At 43.3% G+C, this 18,237-nt stretch carries 17 protein-coding genes; 7 read left to right on the top strand and 10 right to left on the bottom strand.

Annotation, left to right across the window (positions count from 1 at the left end; all coding sequences use genetic code 11):
- Window positions 1-18: 18 nt before the first annotated feature.
- Genes Q91_RS10675 through def form a run of 9 tightly spaced genes read right to left on the bottom strand, consistent with a single transcriptional unit; the run spans window position 19 to window position 10,358 of the window.
- Window positions 19-615, bottom strand: a complete 597-nt coding sequence (locus Q91_RS10675) for a bifunctional 2-polyprenyl-6-hydroxyphenol methylase/3-demethylubiquinol 3-O-methyltransferase UbiG (protein ID WP_015006915.1) — start codon at window positions 613-615, stop codon at window positions 19-21.
- The gene (locus tag Q91_RS10670) at window positions 615-2,054 is read right to left on the bottom strand and encodes a TrkH family potassium uptake protein (protein ID WP_015006914.1); all 1,440 of its coding nucleotides are present in this window, start codon (window positions 2,052-2,054) and stop codon (window positions 615-617) included. The genes Q91_RS10675 and Q91_RS10670 overlap by 1 nt, the downstream gene beginning before the upstream one ends.
- A 2-nt stretch (window positions 2,055-2,056) precedes the next feature.
- Window positions 2,057-3,448 carry a Trk system potassium transporter TrkA gene (gene trkA, locus Q91_RS10665; protein ID WP_015006913.1) on the bottom strand — a complete coding sequence of 464 codons (1,392 nt, stop codon included), beginning with the start codon at window positions 3,446-3,448 and terminating at the stop codon, window positions 2,057-2,059.
- Window positions 3,449-3,469: 21 nt separating this feature from the next.
- Window positions 3,470-4,837, bottom strand: coding sequence for a sigma-54 dependent transcriptional regulator (locus Q91_RS10660; RefSeq protein ID WP_015006912.1), 1,368 nt, complete (start codon window positions 4,835-4,837; stop codon window positions 3,470-3,472).
- 28 nt (window positions 4,838-4,865) lie between these two features.
- Window positions 4,866-7,013 (bottom strand): ATP-binding protein, encoded by a 2,148-nt coding sequence (locus Q91_RS10655; RefSeq protein ID WP_015006911.1) that lies wholly within the window; start codon window positions 7,011-7,013, stop codon window positions 4,866-4,868.
- Window positions 6,995-7,591, bottom strand: a complete 597-nt coding sequence (locus Q91_RS10650; protein WP_015006910.1) for a DUF4390 domain-containing protein — start codon at window positions 7,589-7,591, stop codon at window positions 6,995-6,997. The genes Q91_RS10655 and Q91_RS10650 overlap by 19 nt, the downstream gene beginning before the upstream one ends.
- The gene (rsmB, locus tag Q91_RS10645) at window positions 7,573-8,889 is read right to left on the bottom strand and encodes a 16S rRNA (cytosine(967)-C(5))-methyltransferase RsmB (RefSeq protein WP_015006909.1); all 1,317 of its coding nucleotides are present in this window, start codon (window positions 8,887-8,889) and stop codon (window positions 7,573-7,575) included. The genes Q91_RS10650 and rsmB overlap by 19 nt, the downstream gene beginning before the upstream one ends.
- Before the next feature lies 1 nt (window position 8,890).
- Complete coding sequence (gene fmt, locus Q91_RS10640) at window positions 8,891-9,814, bottom strand: methionyl-tRNA formyltransferase (RefSeq protein WP_015006908.1); 924 nt, start codon at window positions 9,812-9,814, stop codon at window positions 8,891-8,893.
- Window positions 9,815-9,827: 13 nt separating this feature from the next.
- Entirely contained in the window at window positions 9,828-10,358 is a 531-nt protein-coding gene (gene def / locus Q91_RS10635) for a peptide deformylase (protein ID WP_015006907.1), read from the bottom strand.
- 140 nt (window positions 10,359-10,498) lie between these two features.
- Between def and Q91_RS10630 the strand changes: the two genes are divergently transcribed.
- The 7 genes from Q91_RS10630 to hemF are packed head-to-tail and all read left to right on the top strand — an operon-like array spanning window position 10,499 to window position 17,504.
- Window positions 10,499-11,515, top strand: coding sequence for a LysM peptidoglycan-binding domain-containing protein (locus tag Q91_RS10630; protein WP_015006906.1), 1,017 nt, complete (start codon window positions 10,499-10,501; stop codon window positions 11,513-11,515).
- A gap of 2 nt (window positions 11,516-11,517) precedes the next feature.
- Complete coding sequence (dprA, locus tag Q91_RS10625; protein WP_015006905.1) at window positions 11,518-12,678, top strand: DNA-processing protein DprA; 1,161 nt, start codon at window positions 11,518-11,520, stop codon at window positions 12,676-12,678.
- A gap of 21 nt (window positions 12,679-12,699) precedes the next feature.
- On the top strand, window positions 12,700-13,176 hold the full coding sequence (locus tag Q91_RS10620; RefSeq protein ID WP_015006904.1) for a DUF494 family protein: 477 nt from the start codon (window positions 12,700-12,702) through the stop codon (window positions 13,174-13,176).
- A gap of 8 nt (window positions 13,177-13,184) precedes the next feature.
- A complete protein-coding gene (topA, locus tag Q91_RS10615) occupies window positions 13,185-15,476 on the top strand; it encodes a type I DNA topoisomerase (protein ID WP_015006903.1) in 2,292 nt (763 codons plus the stop codon).
- A gap of 18 nt (window positions 15,477-15,494) precedes the next feature.
- A complete protein-coding gene (purE, locus tag Q91_RS10610; protein WP_015006902.1) occupies window positions 15,495-16,010 on the top strand; it encodes a 5-(carboxyamino)imidazole ribonucleotide mutase in 516 nt (171 codons plus the stop codon).
- A gap of 7 nt (window positions 16,011-16,017) precedes the next feature.
- Window positions 16,018-16,572: an L-threonylcarbamoyladenylate synthase gene (locus tag Q91_RS10605; RefSeq protein ID WP_015006901.1), complete on the top strand. Its 555-nt coding sequence runs from the start codon at window positions 16,018-16,020 to the stop codon at window positions 16,570-16,572.
- Window positions 16,573-16,589: 17 nt separating this feature from the next.
- Window positions 16,590-17,504 (top strand): oxygen-dependent coproporphyrinogen oxidase, encoded by a 915-nt coding sequence (gene hemF, locus Q91_RS10600; RefSeq protein WP_015006900.1) that lies wholly within the window; start codon window positions 16,590-16,592, stop codon window positions 17,502-17,504.
- 12 nt (window positions 17,505-17,516) lie between these two features.
- Here the strand turns inward: hemF and Q91_RS10595 are convergent, their stop codons facing one another.
- Window positions 17,517-18,182 (bottom strand): phospholipid-binding protein MlaC, encoded by a 666-nt coding sequence (locus Q91_RS10595; RefSeq protein WP_015006899.1) that lies wholly within the window; start codon window positions 18,180-18,182, stop codon window positions 17,517-17,519.
- Between the last annotated feature and the right edge of the window lie 55 nt (window positions 18,183-18,237).

The following is an 18,237-nucleotide window of genomic DNA, read 5'->3' as shown; positions in this document are numbered from 1 at the left end:
TATTATACAATGATATTTCTAGTTGAGTGGGGGTTTCAGCATTGCGGGCTTTTGAGCAATGAGAATGGCTTCATTTCGAAGGCCTTTACTAGCGTCGCCAATAAGGCCCTCCTCATGATAAATAATAGGTGTTAGTTGAGAAAAAAGGGATAATAACTCTCCTTTTTTCAGCAAAAAATCAGGGTTGCTTGGCCCGCCCGGTTGCGCTTTTTCACGCGTAAATGTTTGATAAAAAAGCAGCCCTTGTGGCTTTAGTGTGGTGATGATGTCGTCAATGTGTTGTCGGTCTAGAAAGTATGAGACCGTAACAATATCGTAGTAATTTTTTGCAAACACACCATCGTTAATATTAACAACCGAGGTGCGTATATTGTCTGCAGGCCCTTTGCGCTGATCGATCTGACTGATAGCAACCGGTGAAATATCCCAAGCATCGACAGTTAGTCCTCGTTGAGCTAAAAAGAACGTATTGCCGCCCACGCCACAAGCTAGATCGAGGGCACGTCCTTGCTTGGGCAATAGGTGTGAATATTGAGATAACATAGCAGCCGGTTTAGGATCAGCTGCTTCTCGCTGACTATAGATACGGTCCCACTTGTGTTGTAAATCCGACACTAATCGCGCCAAAAAACAGGGCTAAATAAGACCAGCAAGGTGAAAATTTCTAGTCGGCCAAGCAGCATGGAAAAGCAGGCAATCCACTTGCTTGTGTCTGGAAGGGTTGCGTAGCTACTACTAATATCGCCTAGCCCCGGTCCGAGATTGTTAAGGGTTGCTGCAACGGCTGAAAAAGCGGTGATTTGGTCTAGTCCTGTCATCATCATTAAAATCATTAACAGACCAAAAGATAAAATATAGGCAGAAAAGAAACTCCAAACTGCATTGATAACCGGCCTTGAAACGACACGTTGATCAAGTTTTATTGGCATGTCGGCATGTGGATGGATCAAATGTGTTATCTCTTTGCCAAGCTGTTTGAGCAAAATTAAAATGCGGATAACCTTAATCCCGCCTGCTGTAGATCCGCCGCAACCACCATAGAAACTCATAAAAAGAAGTAACACCGGGATGAATAAAGGCCAGTTGGCGTGGTTGGAGGAAGTAAACCCTGTCGTTGTGGCGAATGAGACGACTTGAAATAGGGTTTGTTCAATAATATCAACATGACCTAAAAAAAGTAGGACTCCCGATATCAACAGAGTGTGTACAACGAGAATGCTGAGATAGGTTTGAAACTCATTATTATGAGTATAAACTTTAAGGCTGAGTGATTTGGCTGCTCTAAAGTGAAGTGCGAAATTTATACCCGCAACAAGCATAAATACAATGCAAATATAATTTAAGGCGGTACTGTCAAAAAAAGCAAAGCTCAGGTCATGGGTTGAAAAGCCTCCAATAGAAACGGTACTAAAACTATGTGTTAGTGCGTCAAAAAATGTCATGCCACCGATCCAATAGGCCAGTGTACATGCGATGGTTAAGCCAAGGTAGATCTCCCATAGTGCTTTGGCTGTTTCGGTGATACGGGGTGTCAATTTTGCATCTTTAACGGGCCCAGGCATCTCAGTTTTATAAAGCTGCATTCCACCGATGCCCAGCATAGGTAAGACGGCAACGGCAAGTACGACAATACCCATGCCACCAAACCACTGGAGTTGTTGACGGTAAAAAAGAATAGACTTTGGTAGCGTATCGAGCCCTGTAATAACTGTTGCCCCAGTAGTGGTTAAGCCTGAAATGGATTCAAATATAGAATCGGTTAATGACAAGGAAGGCAGACTAGAGAAATATAGTGGGATGGCTCCGGACAGTCCAAGGCTAACCCAGAAAAGAGTAGCAATAACGAAGCCATCTCGTGTTCTTAAATCTCCTTTAGCATTTTTGGCGCTTAACCAGAGCACAAAGCCGGTTAGGAAAATAGTAAAAAAACCGATCAAAAACGGTTGGTGGTTTTGTTCGTCGTAAATAAAAGACACGGCTATGGGTGGTAGCATGGTGATGCTAAATAGGCCTAATAATAGACCTGATACGCGTCTAATAACGTTGTAATGCATGTTTAATTAATAAATCGGCGAAGGAAGGATTTTGGCGGCTGAAAAAGCGCCTCTACCTGGTGAATTAAAGACTTATCTGCAACAAAAATAATCAGGTGGTCACCACTTTTAATAATGACATCCTGTCTTGCTGGAATGGAAATATTCTCTCTTACTAAACCAATAATCATGCTGCCGTTAGGTAGCTTAACATCCCGTATGGCTTGACCATCGAGGTTATTCTTTTGTCCCCTACTTGAGACAATCGCTTCAAATGCTTCGGCTTTGCCCCGCAATAAAGAATGGACACTCGCAATAGCGCCTTGTCTGATATGCGATAATATTTTTCCAATGGTGGTGTGTTGAGGGTAAATGACATTATCAATGGCCCCGTTATCTACCATGCTCATATAGGCATTTCTATCGACCAAGCTCATGACAACCTTTGCGCCAAGGCTTTTGGCCAACATGGAACATAGAATATTCGTTTCATCGTCGCTTGTCAGCGTGCAAAAGACATCGGTTCTGTCAATGTTTTCATCCAGCAAAAAGGCTTCGTCTGTAGTGTCGCCGGACAGTACGATACTATGGTCTAACTGTTCTGATAGCTCGTAGGCTTTTTCGCTGCTTTTAGTGATGATTTTAACTTGTAAGGTGTTCTCAAGCTCTTTAGCTAAACCAAGACCAATACGGCCACCACCTGCAATAATTAATCGTTTATAGGCTTTATCTTGATTGAAGAGTACGCTCAGTACTTGCTGAATATCCTTAGATGGCGCAATAAAGAAAACGCGATCGTGTTCTTCAATAATGGTGTGATAGTTGGGAATGATGATTTCGCTATCTCTATAAATGAGCGCTATTCTGGCGTAAACGCCACGTAATAAACGGGTCAAATCATCAAGTGATTTTCCGACTAATGCGCAATCTCGGTTGCATTTTGTTTCTACAAGGCTGAGGACGCCGTTAGCGAAGGATAAAACTTGCTGTGAGCCGGGATGCAAAATGAGGTTTTTTATAAATTGTACGATCTCATTTTCGGGGTTGATAATAACGTCAATTGGGATGGCGTTAGGGTTAAAAAGTTGTTCTTGAACGTCAATGAAGGTTCTTGCTCTTACGCGCGCGATTTTTTTCGGGACCTTAAATAAGTAGTGAGCGACTTGGCAAGCGGTCATATTTGTTTCATCGCTGTCTGTTGCGGCGATGATGATATCGGCATGCTTGGTGCCGGCGCTTTCTAAGACATCTGGATGAGAGACATTGCCGCAGATGGCTGAAACATCAAGCCTTTCACAGACAGCGTCGATTACTTTTTGATCTTTATCAATCAGTGTGATATCGATATTTTCGCTAGACAAGTTGCTGGCAACAGTAGAGCCTACTCGACCGGCCCCTAAAATAATAATTCTCATAGGATACAGCGATAGCGCGAGTTAGCGTTTTCCTTTAAACTCAATGCCCAAGGCATGAAGTTTGCGGTAAAGGTGAGTTCTTTCCATGCCAGTTGTTTCAGCCAGTTTAGTAACGCTGCCTTTGTGCTGATCAAGGTGGTAATCAAGGTAGGCTTTTTCAAATTGTGCTCTAGCATCTTTAAGGGGTAAATCATAAAAGATTGGTATGTCGTTTGATGTTATGACGGATCTTGCAGATTCACCGAGCGTTGTTTTGACTTCAGTTAGACCGATCTCGTCGCCAATGCCTAGTATTAAGAGGCGTTGAACCACATTCCTTAGTTCGCGTATATTCCCTAACCACGTATAATCGCTTAAAAATTGTTGCGCCGCAATGGTGAATTTACGTTTTGGTAAGTTTTCTCGCTTTATGTAGTGCTGGAGATAGAAATCTAATAGTAAAGGGATATCCTCTTTTCTATCTTTTAACGAGGGCAAATGAAGGCAGGCGACATTCAGTAAATAGTATAAGTCTTTTCTAAATTGACCATTTTGAATGGCTTCTTCAAGGTCTCGTCGGGTCGAGGCGATAACTCTTACATCAGCTTTAACCTCTTCGTGGCCGCCAATGCGTTGAAATGATTTAGATTCTAATGCACTCAGTAAGCGGTGTTGGGTTTCACTGTCCATGTCACCAATTTCATCGATGAACAAGGTACCGTGATTTGCTTTCTCCAATAAACCGTAGTGAATAGAGTCGCCGTCTTCACGACCAAAAAATTCTTCTAGGGCATTATGGGAAGTGATAATGCCTGTATTCAACTCTATAAAAGGCCCTTGTTTTCTGGTGCTATGTTCGTGAATATATCGTGCGAGTGTTTCTTTACCGCTACCAGGTTCGCCCGTTAATAATATGCGAGTGTCATGCTGTCCGAGTCGGCGTGCCTGCTCAAGAAGTTGTTGAATTTGTGGGCTGCTGCCAAGAGGCTCCTGAATGGTGTTTGAATATTGTTTAAGGTCGATATTCTCTTGTTTAAGTTTTTCAGCTTCCAGTGCGCGTTCAATGGTCAGTAATAGTTTGGCAATGGATAATGGCTTTTCTAGAAAGTCATAAGCGCCTAAACGCGTGGCTTCCACAGCGGTTTCAACGGTGCCGTGCCCAGACATCATAATGACCGGGCAAGATAAATCTCCCGATGTAGACCAGTCTTTTAATAAGGTGACGCCGTCGGTATTCGGCATCCAAATATCCAGTAAAATTAAGTCATGGCGACACTCATGACGTGCTTGCTGAGCGGTTACAGCGCTATCAGCAGTAGATACTTCATAGTCTTCATCTTCGAGAATATCCCTAATTAGGCTGCGAATATCGGGTTCGTCGTCAATAACAAGAATATGAGGTTTGTTCATAAAGTGTATCCGTAATGATTAGGTTTTTTTAGGGAGTCGTAATAGGGAGTTGAATAATGAAATTAGCCCCGTGTGGAGTAACCGGCTTGGTAATGATCGTGCCGCCATGTTCCTCGATGATTTTTTTAACAATAGCCAGTCCAAGCCCAGTACCTTTCTCTTTGGTCGTCGCATAGGGTTCGAAAATGCGTTCAATATCGGAATTATCTACGCCTGGGCCATTATCAGCAATACAAATCTCGATTGAATCATTGGCTTTATTGTAGTTGGCCGATATGTTGATTTCTCCAAATTCGTCGTCAGCAATGGCTTCTTGCGCATTTTTTATCAGGTTAATGAAAACTTGTCGTAATCGAACTGGGTCTGCATAGGCGTTGGGTAAATCGTTATCAATTGTTACTATAAGGTGTTGAACTTGGCCTTGATACAAAGAAGCGATGTCATCGATAAGCTGGCTTATTGATATCACTTGGGGTTTGGACTGTGGTGGGCGTGCGAAATTCGAAAAGTCATTGACCATGCTTTTTAAGGCGCTGACCTGTTGTACGATGGTCTCTGTCGATTTTTTCAGTACTTTATTGGCATCATCATTGAGCTGTGAGTGAAGTTTTCTTTGTAGCCGTTCAGCAGATAATTGAATCGGGGTTAAAGGGTTTTTAATTTCATGTGCTAGACGTTGAGCGACTTCGCTCCACGCCGCGTTTCTTTGTGACTGGATAATAGGGGTAACATCATCAAAAATTAACACGTAACCAGATAATGTTTTATCGGCGGCATACAAGGGAGTGCCTTTTAGACGTAGAGTTTTCTTTTGATGGTTAATATAGAAGATGAATTCTCGTTGCCATTCTTTTTCTTTAGCGGAAAAATTATCAATCAGTAAACTGGTAAAGGCTTCTAATTCTGGGAATTTAGCGGCAATGTCGGCAAGTGAGTACTCAATACAGGCCGATAAGGGGTGTTCGAGAATCTGGTTGGCACCATAATTGGTTGTTTTAAGTCGTAATGTAAGGTCAAAGCCTAAAACACCATTAGAAAGGTGGCTTAATATGGTTTCTAAATGAGCATGTTGGTTCTCCGCGTCTCGTTGGGCGTTATAGGCTGCTTGTCGAGAGCTAGATATTCGCAATGTCATGGCATTAAAAGAATTAATGAGGAAGCCAAGTTCGTCTTTTCGATTGGTTTTTAGTTTCTTTTCGTAATTCCCTTCGGCAATAGCTTGAGTGCCTTTAACTAATTGGCGAATCGGTGCGACTAGTTCTCTTGCAAACACAAAGGCTGCCCAGCTAGCAGCTAAAATGCTAAATAGTAGAGCAAGAGAGAGTGTCAGGGTGAAACTAAACTTTAAAGAGTCTCGTAAATAACTGAATTCTTGATAGGTCGTATAAGCATCTTCTACCGAGTCGGCTAATTGACTAATATCTTCGGGTATCTCATAGATGGCTTGTAGGTAGCGCCTTGGATTGGTGTTTTTAATTTCCACGATGCTGCGGACAATTAAGCCTTTATCGGAGCTAGGTTCGAAGCCAATAAATTCTCGGTTTTGTTTGGCGAGCAGAAGCGTTGAACTGTCAGGCGTATTGGGAATGAGTACGCTGGGATCAATGTTAGTTGTGGCAATAATCTGCCCTTGTCTTGAAAAGGCGGTGAGTTCATTGGCATTGGTTTGTGCGCGTAGGCCGGCTAAGGTTAGCGATAAAAAGATATCTGGTTCGCTTTCTAGCTGACTAGCTAATTGACGAGTCTCCTTCATTAAGGAAAGAGTACGGTTATCTAGGGATCGGCGGCTCAGTGTTAATGAGCTTTCCATCGCGGTGTCTATTTTTGCATCAAACCAACTGTCAATACTTTGGTGTAGGAGCTGACTAGAAAAGTAAAAAACAATGCCAGTTGGGATCACAGAAATGGCAAAAAAAAGCAGCACAATGTGTACCGTAATACGTGAACCAACGGCTTGAGTTGAAAACTGTTGCCAAAGCCAGCGAATGTTTGAGAATAGCAGTCCGAATAAGAAAATAGTGCCTGCGATATTGATCAGAATAAGTGCAGAAAACAAGCCATTGAATTGAGAGTTAGACTCTGTTGCATGGCTCATCAAGTACAGGCTAAATAGCAGGCTGAGTAACACACCTGCGGGAATAAAATAGGCTCTCTTTTTTACTGGGCTAGTGGCCATTGAAAGGTATTGCTACGTAAGTACCAGCCAGGGGTTATATAAGCTAAAGGGCGCATTGGAAGTGGTAATGCTTCAATATTTAGGTAGGCGTTTAAAGAAGCATTGGCATTAATGTGAGGGCTGTTTGTTAATGTGTATATAGGGATGTCAGTCAGTGTGCCTAATGAGTGAAGCGCTGCCGAAAGGCTGGAAAAGTTAAGTCGTATATTATTGGTGGTATCAGAGACTTGATAGATTTTAGCTAAAGTATGGTATCTCAGTTGATAGGGTAGGGTGAGGTTTGTATGGTGTTTGTTCCAAAGCCATTTTCTAGGTTCAGTGATTGAAAGGTCAATGTTGAAGGTAAGAGTGACTCCGTTGTGCAAAGCTTCGATGGCTTCATCGCTGAGGTTATAGACTATAAGACTGTTGAGCAAAAAAGTGCTGTCTTGCTGCGTTAGTGTGGCTGTTTTTATGGTGATATTGGGTTTTTCATCGGCCAGTAGGTTTGCTGGTAATAGCAGGCAAGCAAAAAAAAGCATGAAGAAGGAGCGTCGACAATAAAAGCGAATCGCCGGCATTAGATTTTTGTTAAACATGCGTAATAAAAACCATCCATATTGTTATCACCCGGTAAAATTTGCTGGCCATGTTCACAAGTGTGACCCCATTCAGCATTTATTTTAATTTCTTTTGCATCAGGGTGTTCGGCCAGAAAAGTAGATATTTGTTGGCTGTTTTCAGCTGATAATATAGAGCAGGTTGCATATAAAAGCACACCCTTTTTATCGAGCAAGGGCCAGATGGTTTTTAATAGCTTGCTTTGTAGTTCGATAAGAGCAGGAATGTCGGATGGTTGACGTAATATTTTAATGTCGGGGTGGCGTCTGATTACGCCTGTAGCGGAGCAGGGTGCATCTAGTAGAATGCGTTGAAAAGGTTTTTCATCAAACCATTCGTCGGCTTCTAGTGCATCAACGGTCATGACCTCAGCGTTGAGCTTTAATCGTTGAAGGTTTTCTAGAACACGTTGATTGCGCTTTTCATCAATATCAAGCGCTAGCAGAGAAACGGTGCCGGCGGCCTGTTCTAAAATATGGGCTGCTTTACCGCCTGGCGCTGCGCAGACGTCTAATATGCGTTGCCCGCCTTTAATGTCTAACAGTTCAGCCGCTAGTTGAGCTGCGCCGTCTTGTACTGAAGAGGCGCCCTGCCAGAAGTCAGGCAGTTGATCAACATTGACCGGTTTTTCCAGTGTTAAACCTACTGTGTTGAAAGGGTTTTTTGTTGCGTGAATAGCGTTGTCGCTTAATTGCTGTAGATAGTGGTCTCGCGTGACTATTTTTTGATTAACCCGAATGGACATGGGCGGGTACTGGTTGTTTGCGGCAAGAATTTTTTTAGTTTGCTGTCCCCAACTTTTTGATATTTCTTTGACGAGCCAATCTGGATGAGAGAAGCGTTGGTTAGGTTGTTCGTCAACGGTTTTTTCAAGTGATTCTCTGTTGCGTAAAAAGTTGCGTAAAACGCCATTAAGCACACCGTTCGCCCAGCTTTTTTTTCCACGTTTACATTGGCTTACAGTCTCTGATACGGCGGCGTGGTCAGGTGTGCTGAGATAAATGATTTGGTACAAGCCGATTAAGGCCAGTACAGTAATATCCAAGTCTTTAGCTTTAAAGGGTTTCTTCAATAAAAGGTGGAGAATGGCATCGAGACGACTGTGCCAGCGAAGAGTGCCGTAGCAAAGTTCTCGACAGAATGCCTTTTCACGAGGCTCTAAATTTTCACTTAAACTTAAGGCATCGGTGAGTGATTTGCCGTGTTGGATAACGGCGCATATAACAAGAACAGCCGTTTCCCGGGCAGAGTGGCTAGTGTTTTTCTTTGCGTTCATCTTAGCCTAATGTTAATGCGTTGATGTGATGTGCAGATAGATAATCGGACGCGGACATGCGCCGTTTATTAGCAGGTTGAAGCTCGTTAACTTCAATGAAGTAATCGCCACAGGCAACAAATAATTTATTTTTCTCAGTGTTAACCTCTCCTGGCTGCCCGGAAGTGGGAAGTTGGGTGACGGTTGCCTGCCAAATGCGTAAGGGTTTGTTGTTGAGAAGCGTGTGGGCTACCGGCCATGGGTTGTAACCTTGAATACTGCGTTGAACGTCAGCAGCTGGTTTGCTCCAATCTATCAGGGCTTCTTGCTTACTGAGTTTGTGAGCATAGGTCGCTTCATTGTTGTTTTGGCGGCTCGGGCTAAGTTGTTGTGCGTCAACGAGGGGCAGTAAATCTATTAAGGCGTTGGCGCCTAAGGTCGATAATTTATTGTGGAGGCTGCTGGAAGTGTCCTCGGGCTGAATAGGGAGAACAGTTTTTGACAACATATCTCCGGTGTCGAGGCCGGTATCCATTTGCATTAAGGTAATGCCGGTTTCTTTATCGCCCGATAAAATAGCACGTTGAATAGGTGCGGCGCCGCGCCAGCGAGGCAATAAGGAGGCATGGATGTTAATGCAGCCAAATTTGGGTGTATTCAAGACAAGGTCTGGCAAAATAATACCGTAGGCGACAACAATCATAAGGTCTGCCTGATACTGTTCTAGCGTTGTTATCGATGCTGCTGATTTGAAGTTAACGGGCTGTTCAATGGGTATATTAGCGTCCAATGCGCATTGTTTGACGGGGCTAAGTTGAACTTTTCGTCCCCTGCCGGCCGGTCGGTCTGGTTGTGTATAAACAGCGCAGACATGGTGCTGACTAGCCATAAGCGCTTGAAGCGTTGGCACCGAAAAATCAGGCGTGCCTGCAAATATAATGTTCATGTTTAAAGGCCAGCTATAGCGAGTTGGATTGAGTTGTTTGTTCGGCCCGTTCTTTATCCATTCGCACTAGCTTCTTTCGAATGCGATTGCGTTTTAAAGGAGACAGGTAATCGACAAATAATTTTCCGTCTAAATGATCTATTTCATGTTGAATGCATACGGCCAATAAATCGTCAGCTGTTAGCTCGAAAGGCTTGCCATGTTCATCTTGAGCGCTAATCGTTACTGACTCTGCTCTTTCTACGTCTTCATAAAATCCAGGGACCGATAGACAGCCTTCTTGCATTACTTCAATGCCTTCTTTATGAGTGATGACTGGGTTAATGAGGCAAAGCTGTTCGTTTTTATCTTCAGAGACGTCAATGACAATGAGGCGTTTATGGTAATTCACCTGCGTTGCGGCAAGTCCAATACCGGGCGCTGCGTACATGGTTTCAAACATATCGCGAATAAATTGCCTTAATTCGTCATCAAAGACGGTGATATCGGTGGCTTTTGTTCGTAGCCGTTTGTCAGGAAAATGCAGAATATTTAATTTTGTCATATTGGAAGGGGGTGAAATATGCGACGGTGGCCAATTGTTTAGAGTGAATTCTAACGAATTTAGGTTAAACTTTGAATAGTCAATATTTTAAGCTAGACTTAGAGTGTTATTAAATCGCCAATAAAAGGAAGATCGTGGCCATGAAAAAATTATTAGTGTTAGTGGTTGGAGTGTTGTTGAGTTGGAGTGTACTGGCAAACGATATTAAGCTGAACCCATCACACCCGGATCGCTACGTGGTTGTAAAAGGAGATACACTTTGGGATATTTCTGCACGTTTCCTACAAACGCCATGGCGTTGGCCAGATATATGGCAAGCGAATGATCAAATTGCGAACCCACACTTAATTTACCCCGGCGATATTGTTGAGTTGTCTTTTGTAGATGGCGTGCCAAGGTTGACTTTAAAAAGAGGTGATGGGAAATTATCACCCTCAATTCGGCGTTCTAGTTTAGCGGATGCCATTCCTGCAATACCGATTGATGCCATTGCACCCTTTTTAAATAGTCCAAGAGTGATGACGGAAGAGGAGTATGAGTCTGCGCCTTATGTCGTGGCATTTGATGATGAGCATATTCTCGGAAGTCCGGGCTACAAAGCGTATGTCCGTTCATTTCAAGACGGCATAGCCGATGGCTACATTATTGTGCGACAGGGCGAAGAATATTTGGATGGAGAAACTGGGGAGTCATTGGGTTTCGAGGCGGTCTATATTGCAGAGTCGACGGTAGAGCTGAAAGGAGACCCAGCGACTGTGATGTTGTCTAAATCAACGCGTGAAGTACGAAAAGGTGATCGTTTATTACCGGCTATCGAAGGACCGATTGTTCAAAACTACTTCCCTCATGCGCCAAAGAGCAATATTAGAGGGCAAATTGTTGGAATCGTTGATGGTGTGTCGAAAGTAGCAAAATATGATGTGGTGGTGATTGATCGTGGCGAACAAGACGGCGTTGAAGTGGGTCATGTGTTACAAATTGATCGAGCAGGCGAAACGGTTAGAGACATCATTGCTGGTGGTGGCGCAGAAGTGACGTTACCGGATGAAAAGGCCGGCGTGTTAATGGTATTTAGGGTGTTTGACCGAGTCAGCTATGGTCTCGTGATGGAAAGCTCTCGCGTGATACACCGCCACGATGTTGTTCATACCCCTTAGTATTGGATAGCTCCAACGGGGAAGACGGGCGAGTTTCTTCAACGAGCATTCTTGCTTCTGATTATCGTCCTTGGTTAGCTTTATGGCGAATTACTGGCGTTGGTGCTAAAACATATTTATCGTTATTGGAGGTCTTTGGTACGCCGGAAAATGTTCTTGGCGCCTCCGCAGCATCGCTCAAGCAGGCTGGGCTTTCTTCAGCGGTTATTCAGCAAATAAAAAACCTGGATGAGCGTGAAATTGAGCCAGATTTAAACTGGCTCAAACGTGAAGATTGTCACCTTATGTGTTGGTACGATGAAGATTACCCGCTTTTGCTTAAAGAAATTCCAGACCCGCCGCCTATTTTATTTATTCGTGGTAATCGTAGCTTGTTAGGATCTTTGCAAATAGCCATGGTAGGAACAAGAAACCCTTCACCAATGGCCATGAAAACAGCGCATGCATTTTCAAAAAGCTTTGCCACCTTTGGCTTAACAGTAACGAGTGGTTTAGCATTAGGCGTTGATCAAGCGGCGCATGAAGGTGTTTTAGAGGCCGGCGGAAAAACAATCGCTGTCGCTGCTACAGGGCTCGATAGGGTTTACCCCGCTGGCCACAAGCCGTTGGCTGAAGAAATTATTAAATCTGGTGCGTTGGTGTCGGAATTTCCAATTGGCACACAACCAAAACCGGGTTATTTTCCGAGAAGGAATAGAATTATTAGCGGCTTAAGCTTGGGTGTTTTGGTGGTTGAGGCGGCGATAAAGAGTGGAACCTTGATAACAGCAAAGCATGCAATGGAACAAGGCCGGGAAGTGTTTGCAATCCCCGGGTCGATTCACAATCCGCTTGCAAAAGGCTGCCATCATTTGATCCGACAAGGGGCTAAATTAGTTGAAACGGCTGAAGATGTACTTGAAGAGTTAGGTAACTTATCGTTGGCGGCTCTCAGTGAAGATGATGGGCAGAACGAAGAGCTTAGGTTGAATAAGACATCAATAACGGGTGATTATGCTGTTTTACTTGAAAAAATTGCGTTTGACCCCACCTCCGTAGATGAACTAATAACAGAAACTAATTTTACAGCCGAAGAGATTTCGTCTATGTTACTGGTATTGGAGCTTCAAGGTTTAGTGTCATCTGCGCCTGGAGGCCTTTTCTATCGGTGTTCAGCCGAATAAATAGAGATAAAATTAAAATAAATGAAAGAAACTATTTTTGAAGTACTTGTGTATTTGTTCGAGCATTATATTGATGCGGGCGATGAAAAGGCCCTTGAGCAAGGCAAGTTAAAAACTGAATTGCTGGAAGCAGGATTTACAGAAAACTATGTTGATCGAGCCTTTGATTGGATGGGTGAGTTAACGACTCAACCATCGCAGGTGATAGAAAACTATGTTGGTCAAAGTGCGATCCGGGTTTATTCAGCCGAAGAACGATTACGTTTTGATGTTGATGCACAAGGCTTCTTGTTGTTTTTAGAGCAGACAGGGATTATCGACTTAACACGCCGTGAGCTGATCATTGATAGAGCGATGGCCTTGGGTGATGCGCTTCTTTCTGTAGATCATGTGAAGTGGGTCGCGTTAATGGTGCTGTTTAGTCAATCTGGCATGGAAGGTCATTATTCACAAATGGAGGAGCTGGTTTACGGCGATACTCCATTCGAACTTCATTAGGTCTTATTATGTCAGCTCTTGTCATTGTTGAATCGCCAGCAAAAGCAAAAACCATTGAAAAATATTTAGGCAAAGGATTTACTGTTCTAGCGTCATATGGCCACGTGAGGGACTTGGTTCCGAAGGAGGGCGCGGTAGACCCGGACCATGATTTTGCGATGAAGTATTCTTTGGTCGAAAGGAATCAGCGTCATGTGCAGGCGATTACAAAGGCGATGAAAAAAGCCGATGAGCTTTATCTTGCAACCGACCCGGATAGAGAGGGTGAGGCCATTTCATGGCATGTTTCTGAGTTATTAAAGGAAAAAAAACTGCTCAAAGATAAGCCGGTACATCGAGTGGTTTTTCATGAGATTACTAAAAAATCAATTCAAAAAGCGATACAGGAGCCACGTGAATTATCTATGGATATGGTTGATGCGCAGCAAGCTAGACGCGCACTCGATTATTTGGTTGGTTTTAATTTGTCGCCGTTGTTATGGAAAAAAATCAGACGCGGCTTATCTGCTGGGCGGGTTCAAAGCCCAGCGTTAAGATTAATTGTTGAACGTGAATTAGAAATAGAAGCTTTCAATAGTCGTGAATATTGGAGTATTGAAGCGGCAACTAAGGCGGCTAACCAATCTTTTAAAGCCAAGCTAACACATGTGGATGGCGAAAAGCTGACCCAGTTTAGTGTCGAAAACGCGGCGGATGCGAATAAAATAAAAGACGATATTGTGGCTGTTGCCGCCAATAAATTATTGGTTAAAAAGCTACAAAAAAAACAGCGTAAACGTAACCCAGCCGCCCCCTTTACAACCTCCACACTTCAGCAAGAAGCATCTAGAAAGTTAGGTTTTACAACTAAAAAGACCATGCAGATTGCTCAGCAGCTTTATGAAGGGGTAACCATCGGTTCAGAATCAATTGGTCTGATAACGTATATGCGAACAGATTCGGTGAACTTAGCGGCTGAAGCGGTTGATGAAATTCGTCAATTGATTGAATCGCGTTATGGTAAAGAGAATCTACCTAAACAAGCGCCGGTTTACAAAACTAAATCAAAAAATGCTCAAGAAGCCCATGAGGCTATTCGTCCAAGCTCAGCAGCAAGGATTCCTGATGAAATTAGAGGGTCGTTGTCGAATGACCAATATAAACTCTATTTATTGATCTGGAAGCGCGTGGTGGCTAGCCAAATGGTTCATGCGTTGATTGATGGGGTGAGTGCAGACCTAACCTGCGGCAAGGGCTATGTTTTTCGGGCCACAGGTTCAACGGTAAATAAACCCGGTTTCATGTCAGTGTATCTTGAAGGTAAAGATGACAGTAAAGAGGATGATGACAATAAGGAAAAAATGTTGCCACCTCTGGAAGAAGGTGCGCTAGTTGATTTGCAAGAGGTGATAGCGAACCAACATTTTACTGAACCGCCCCCTCGTTATGGTGAGGCAAGCCTAGTTAAAGCGCTTGAAGAGCACGGAATTGGCCGGCCATCGACCTATGCATCGATTATTTCAACATTACAAAATCGCGACTATGTAGAGCTAGAAACGAAACGCTTTTATCCGACTGATGTTGGGCGAATTGTAAATAAATTTTTAACGCAGCATTTTACGAATTATGTGGATTATGACTTCACCGCTAAATTAGAAGATGGCCTGGATGCCGTTTCAAGAGGTGAAATGCAGTGGTTGCCATTAATGAAGACGTTTTGGCAGCCATTTAAAACACTGATTGATGATAAGGAAGTCAGTGTTCAACGTAGCGATGTTACGCAAGAGGCGTTGGAGGAAAAGTGTCCAGAGTGCGGTAAACAGCTATCGATTCGCTTGGGTAGAAATGGACGGTTTATTGGCTGTACGGATTACCCCGAATGCAGTTATACGCGTAACTTGAATGATGATGCCGCTTCTGCAGAGCCTGAAGTTGTTGAAGGGAGAAAATGCCCAAAGTGTGAATCTAATTTAATTATTCGCACCGGTCGATATGGCAAATTTATAGGTTGTAGTGCTTATCCAGATTGTAAGCATATGGAACCTTTGGAGAAACCAAAAGACACGAATGTTGTTTGTCCTGATTGTAAAAAGGGAACAATACTTGAACGTAAATCTCGAAAGGGTAAAATATTCTACTCGTGCTCTAATTATCCTAAGTGTAAATATGCATTATGGAATGAGCCGATTAATGAGCCATGCCCAAATTGTAATTGGCCTATTTTGACATTAAAAACAACTAAAAGACGTGGCACTGAAAAAGTCTGTCCACAACAAGAATGTTCATACGTAACGCCATGCGAAGAAATGGCTAAAACTTAATAAATTAAAAGGTAAATGATGCAAGATAATAAAACATTTGTAGCCGTTTTAATGGGCTCTGACTCTGACTTTCCTGTTATGCAGGCAACACTGGATGTATTAAAAGGATTAGACATTCCGTATGAGGTGAGAGTGACCTCAGCACATAGAACGCCGGTAGAAACACATGCCTACGTTACCGATGCCGATAAGAGAGGTTGCGCGGTCTTTATTGCAGCAGCAGGTCTGGCTGCTCATTTAGCAGGAGCAGTGGCGGCTAATACCGTTAAGCCTGTTATTGGTGTGCCGCTTGATGCGGGTTCTTTACAAGGGCAAGATGCATTATTGTCGACCGTACAAATGCCAGCAGGTATCCCTGTTGCTAGTGTAGCGATTGGTAAGCCGGGTGCAAAAAATGCGGCTTATCTTGCCGCTCAAATTATCGGCTTGTTTGATGAGGGCGTTGCACAACGAGTACGTGCAGATAGAAAAGCGTCAGGCGAAGCTGTTATTAAGAAAAACCAAGCCCTGCAAGAAAAGCTTCAACAAGGGTAATCCGGTTGTGCCATCGGTTTGGCAAAAAAAACGGTTTGTTGCTCAACTTCAAGCCGGTGGTCTTGTAGCCTACCCAACAGAGGCCGTGTTTGGGTTAGGCTGCGACCCATTGAACGAAGGGGCAGTTTATCGACTGTTAGATTTAAAAGGGCGATCGGTTAGTAAAGGCTTGATTCTTATCGCATCTGATTTTTGTCAACTTGAACCTTATGTGCAGCCTTTATCTGATGACCTTATGTCAAAAATAAAGGACCAGGTATCGGAGCCAACAACTTGGTTACTGCCTGCAAAAACATCGGTGCCAGCATGGTTGACAGGTGGGCGGAGTAATATAGCGGTTCGTTTGACACAGCATGGCCTAGCTAAAGAGCTGTGCCAGTTAGCTGGTACAGCGATTGTGTCTACTAGTGCTAACATGTCGGGTTGTGAGGCAGTAAGAACGGCGTATCAAGCGCGTCTAAAGTTTTTGTCGAAAAATGTTTATACAATAAGTGGCCAAGTAGGTGGCTTTTTGAATCCCAGCCGAATCATCGACCCCTTTTTAAATAAGCAATTACGTTAACCTAAGAGATTTTATTGATGTCTGCACCCAATCCCCAGCGTGTTAAAGACTACCTGTTGGCTTTGCAAAACAACATTTGTAGCAGTATTGAAGGCCTTGAGGAAGAGGGTGGTTTTAAAGAAGACCTATGGGATAGAGGGGGCGATACAGGCGGAGGGCGTACGAGGCTGATAGAGAATGGCAAGGTGTTTGAGCAGGCGGGGGTTAATTTTTCGCATGTAAGAGGTGACGCCTTACCCGGATCAGCAACACAGAATCGTCCCAAGTTGGCAGGGCGAAACTTTGAAGCAATGGGCGTTTCATTGGTGATACACCCTCGTAATCCTTATGTACCGACATCACATGCTAATGTGCGATTTTTTATCGCAGAAAAAGACGGTGAAGCACCAATTTGGTGGTTTGGAGGCGGCTTTGATTTAACGCCTTATTATGGCTTTGAAGATGATGCAAAGCATTGGCATCGGCAGGCAAAAAAAGCGTGCGAACCTTTTGGTGATAATGTTTATAACGATTATAAAAAATGGTGTGATGAATATTTCTTTTTAAAACATCGTAATGAACCGCGCGGTATCGGAGGGCTTTTCTTTGATGATTTAAATGAAGGGGGGTTCGAACGTTGTTTCAAGCTGATGAAGAGCGTGGGTGACCACTATATTTCTGCCTACCAGCCTATTGTCGAGCGACGTAAAAGCTTGCCGTATACTGACAAGGAACGAGATTTTCAGCTCTATAGGAGAGGCCGCTATGTAGAGTTTAACTTGGTGTATGACAGAGGGACCCTGTTTGGGTTGCAAACAGGTGGCCGTACGGAATCCATTTTAATGTCATTGCCACCACAGGTTAGCTGGCGTTATAACTGGCACCCAGAAGCAGGGACAGCTGAAAGCGAACTGTATGATGTTTTTTTACAGCCTAAAGATTGGCTTGCTTAAACAGAGCTGTTATTAAGACTTGTTGCTCGTTTCTTCTCGAACAAGTTGGCTGTCTGTTTCTGATAACTTGTTTTTTTCGGCTAATTGTTGAATAACCTGATCGAGTCCACCGGCGCTTTTGATGGTTTTAGAAAAGCTCGCTTTGTAATTAGTTACCATGCTAATCCCTTCGATGATCACATCATACGCTTTCCATTCGCCAGCTTTGTTAAGGGCCATTCGGTAATTAACAACAACGGGTGGACGAGAAGGTTGAATAATTTCAGTTTTAACCATTAGCCTTGTGTCTGTTGGGTCGAAGGTCATTGGTATGAAATGTATGGTCCATTCATCAAATTCTTTAAAGGCAGTTGCGTAAGTATTTACCAATAAGCCCTTGAACTCTTTTTGGAATGAGGTTTTTTGCTCTTCGCTTGCTTTACGCCAGTGTTTACCTAAAACAAGTCTAGAAATTTTATTTAAATCAACACGAGGTTCAAGTACTTCGTTGACCAACTGAAAAACATAATCAAGGTCATCGAGTTTGCTTTTATCCTTTTGAAGGATGTCGTGTAACAGGTCAGATGTTTCTTGGATGACTTGTTGAGGAGGGTTTAAGTCTTCAGCGCTTGCAAATGAGCTAATTGTTAATGCAAAGGCGAAGAGCCCGACGGTTAAAAAACCTTTTAGTTTGTTCATTGTCTATATCCTGTTCTTATTTTGTAGTGCCGGGTTATCCCCTGGAATAGATTAT

This window comes from Cycloclasticus sp. P1 (genome assembly GCF_000299965.1).
GTDB classification, from domain to species: Bacteria; Pseudomonadota; Gammaproteobacteria; order Methylococcales; family Cycloclasticaceae; genus Cycloclasticus; species Cycloclasticus pugetii.
Note: the sequence above shows the minus strand (reverse complement) of the source record. Positions and strands in the feature narration are given on the sequence as shown.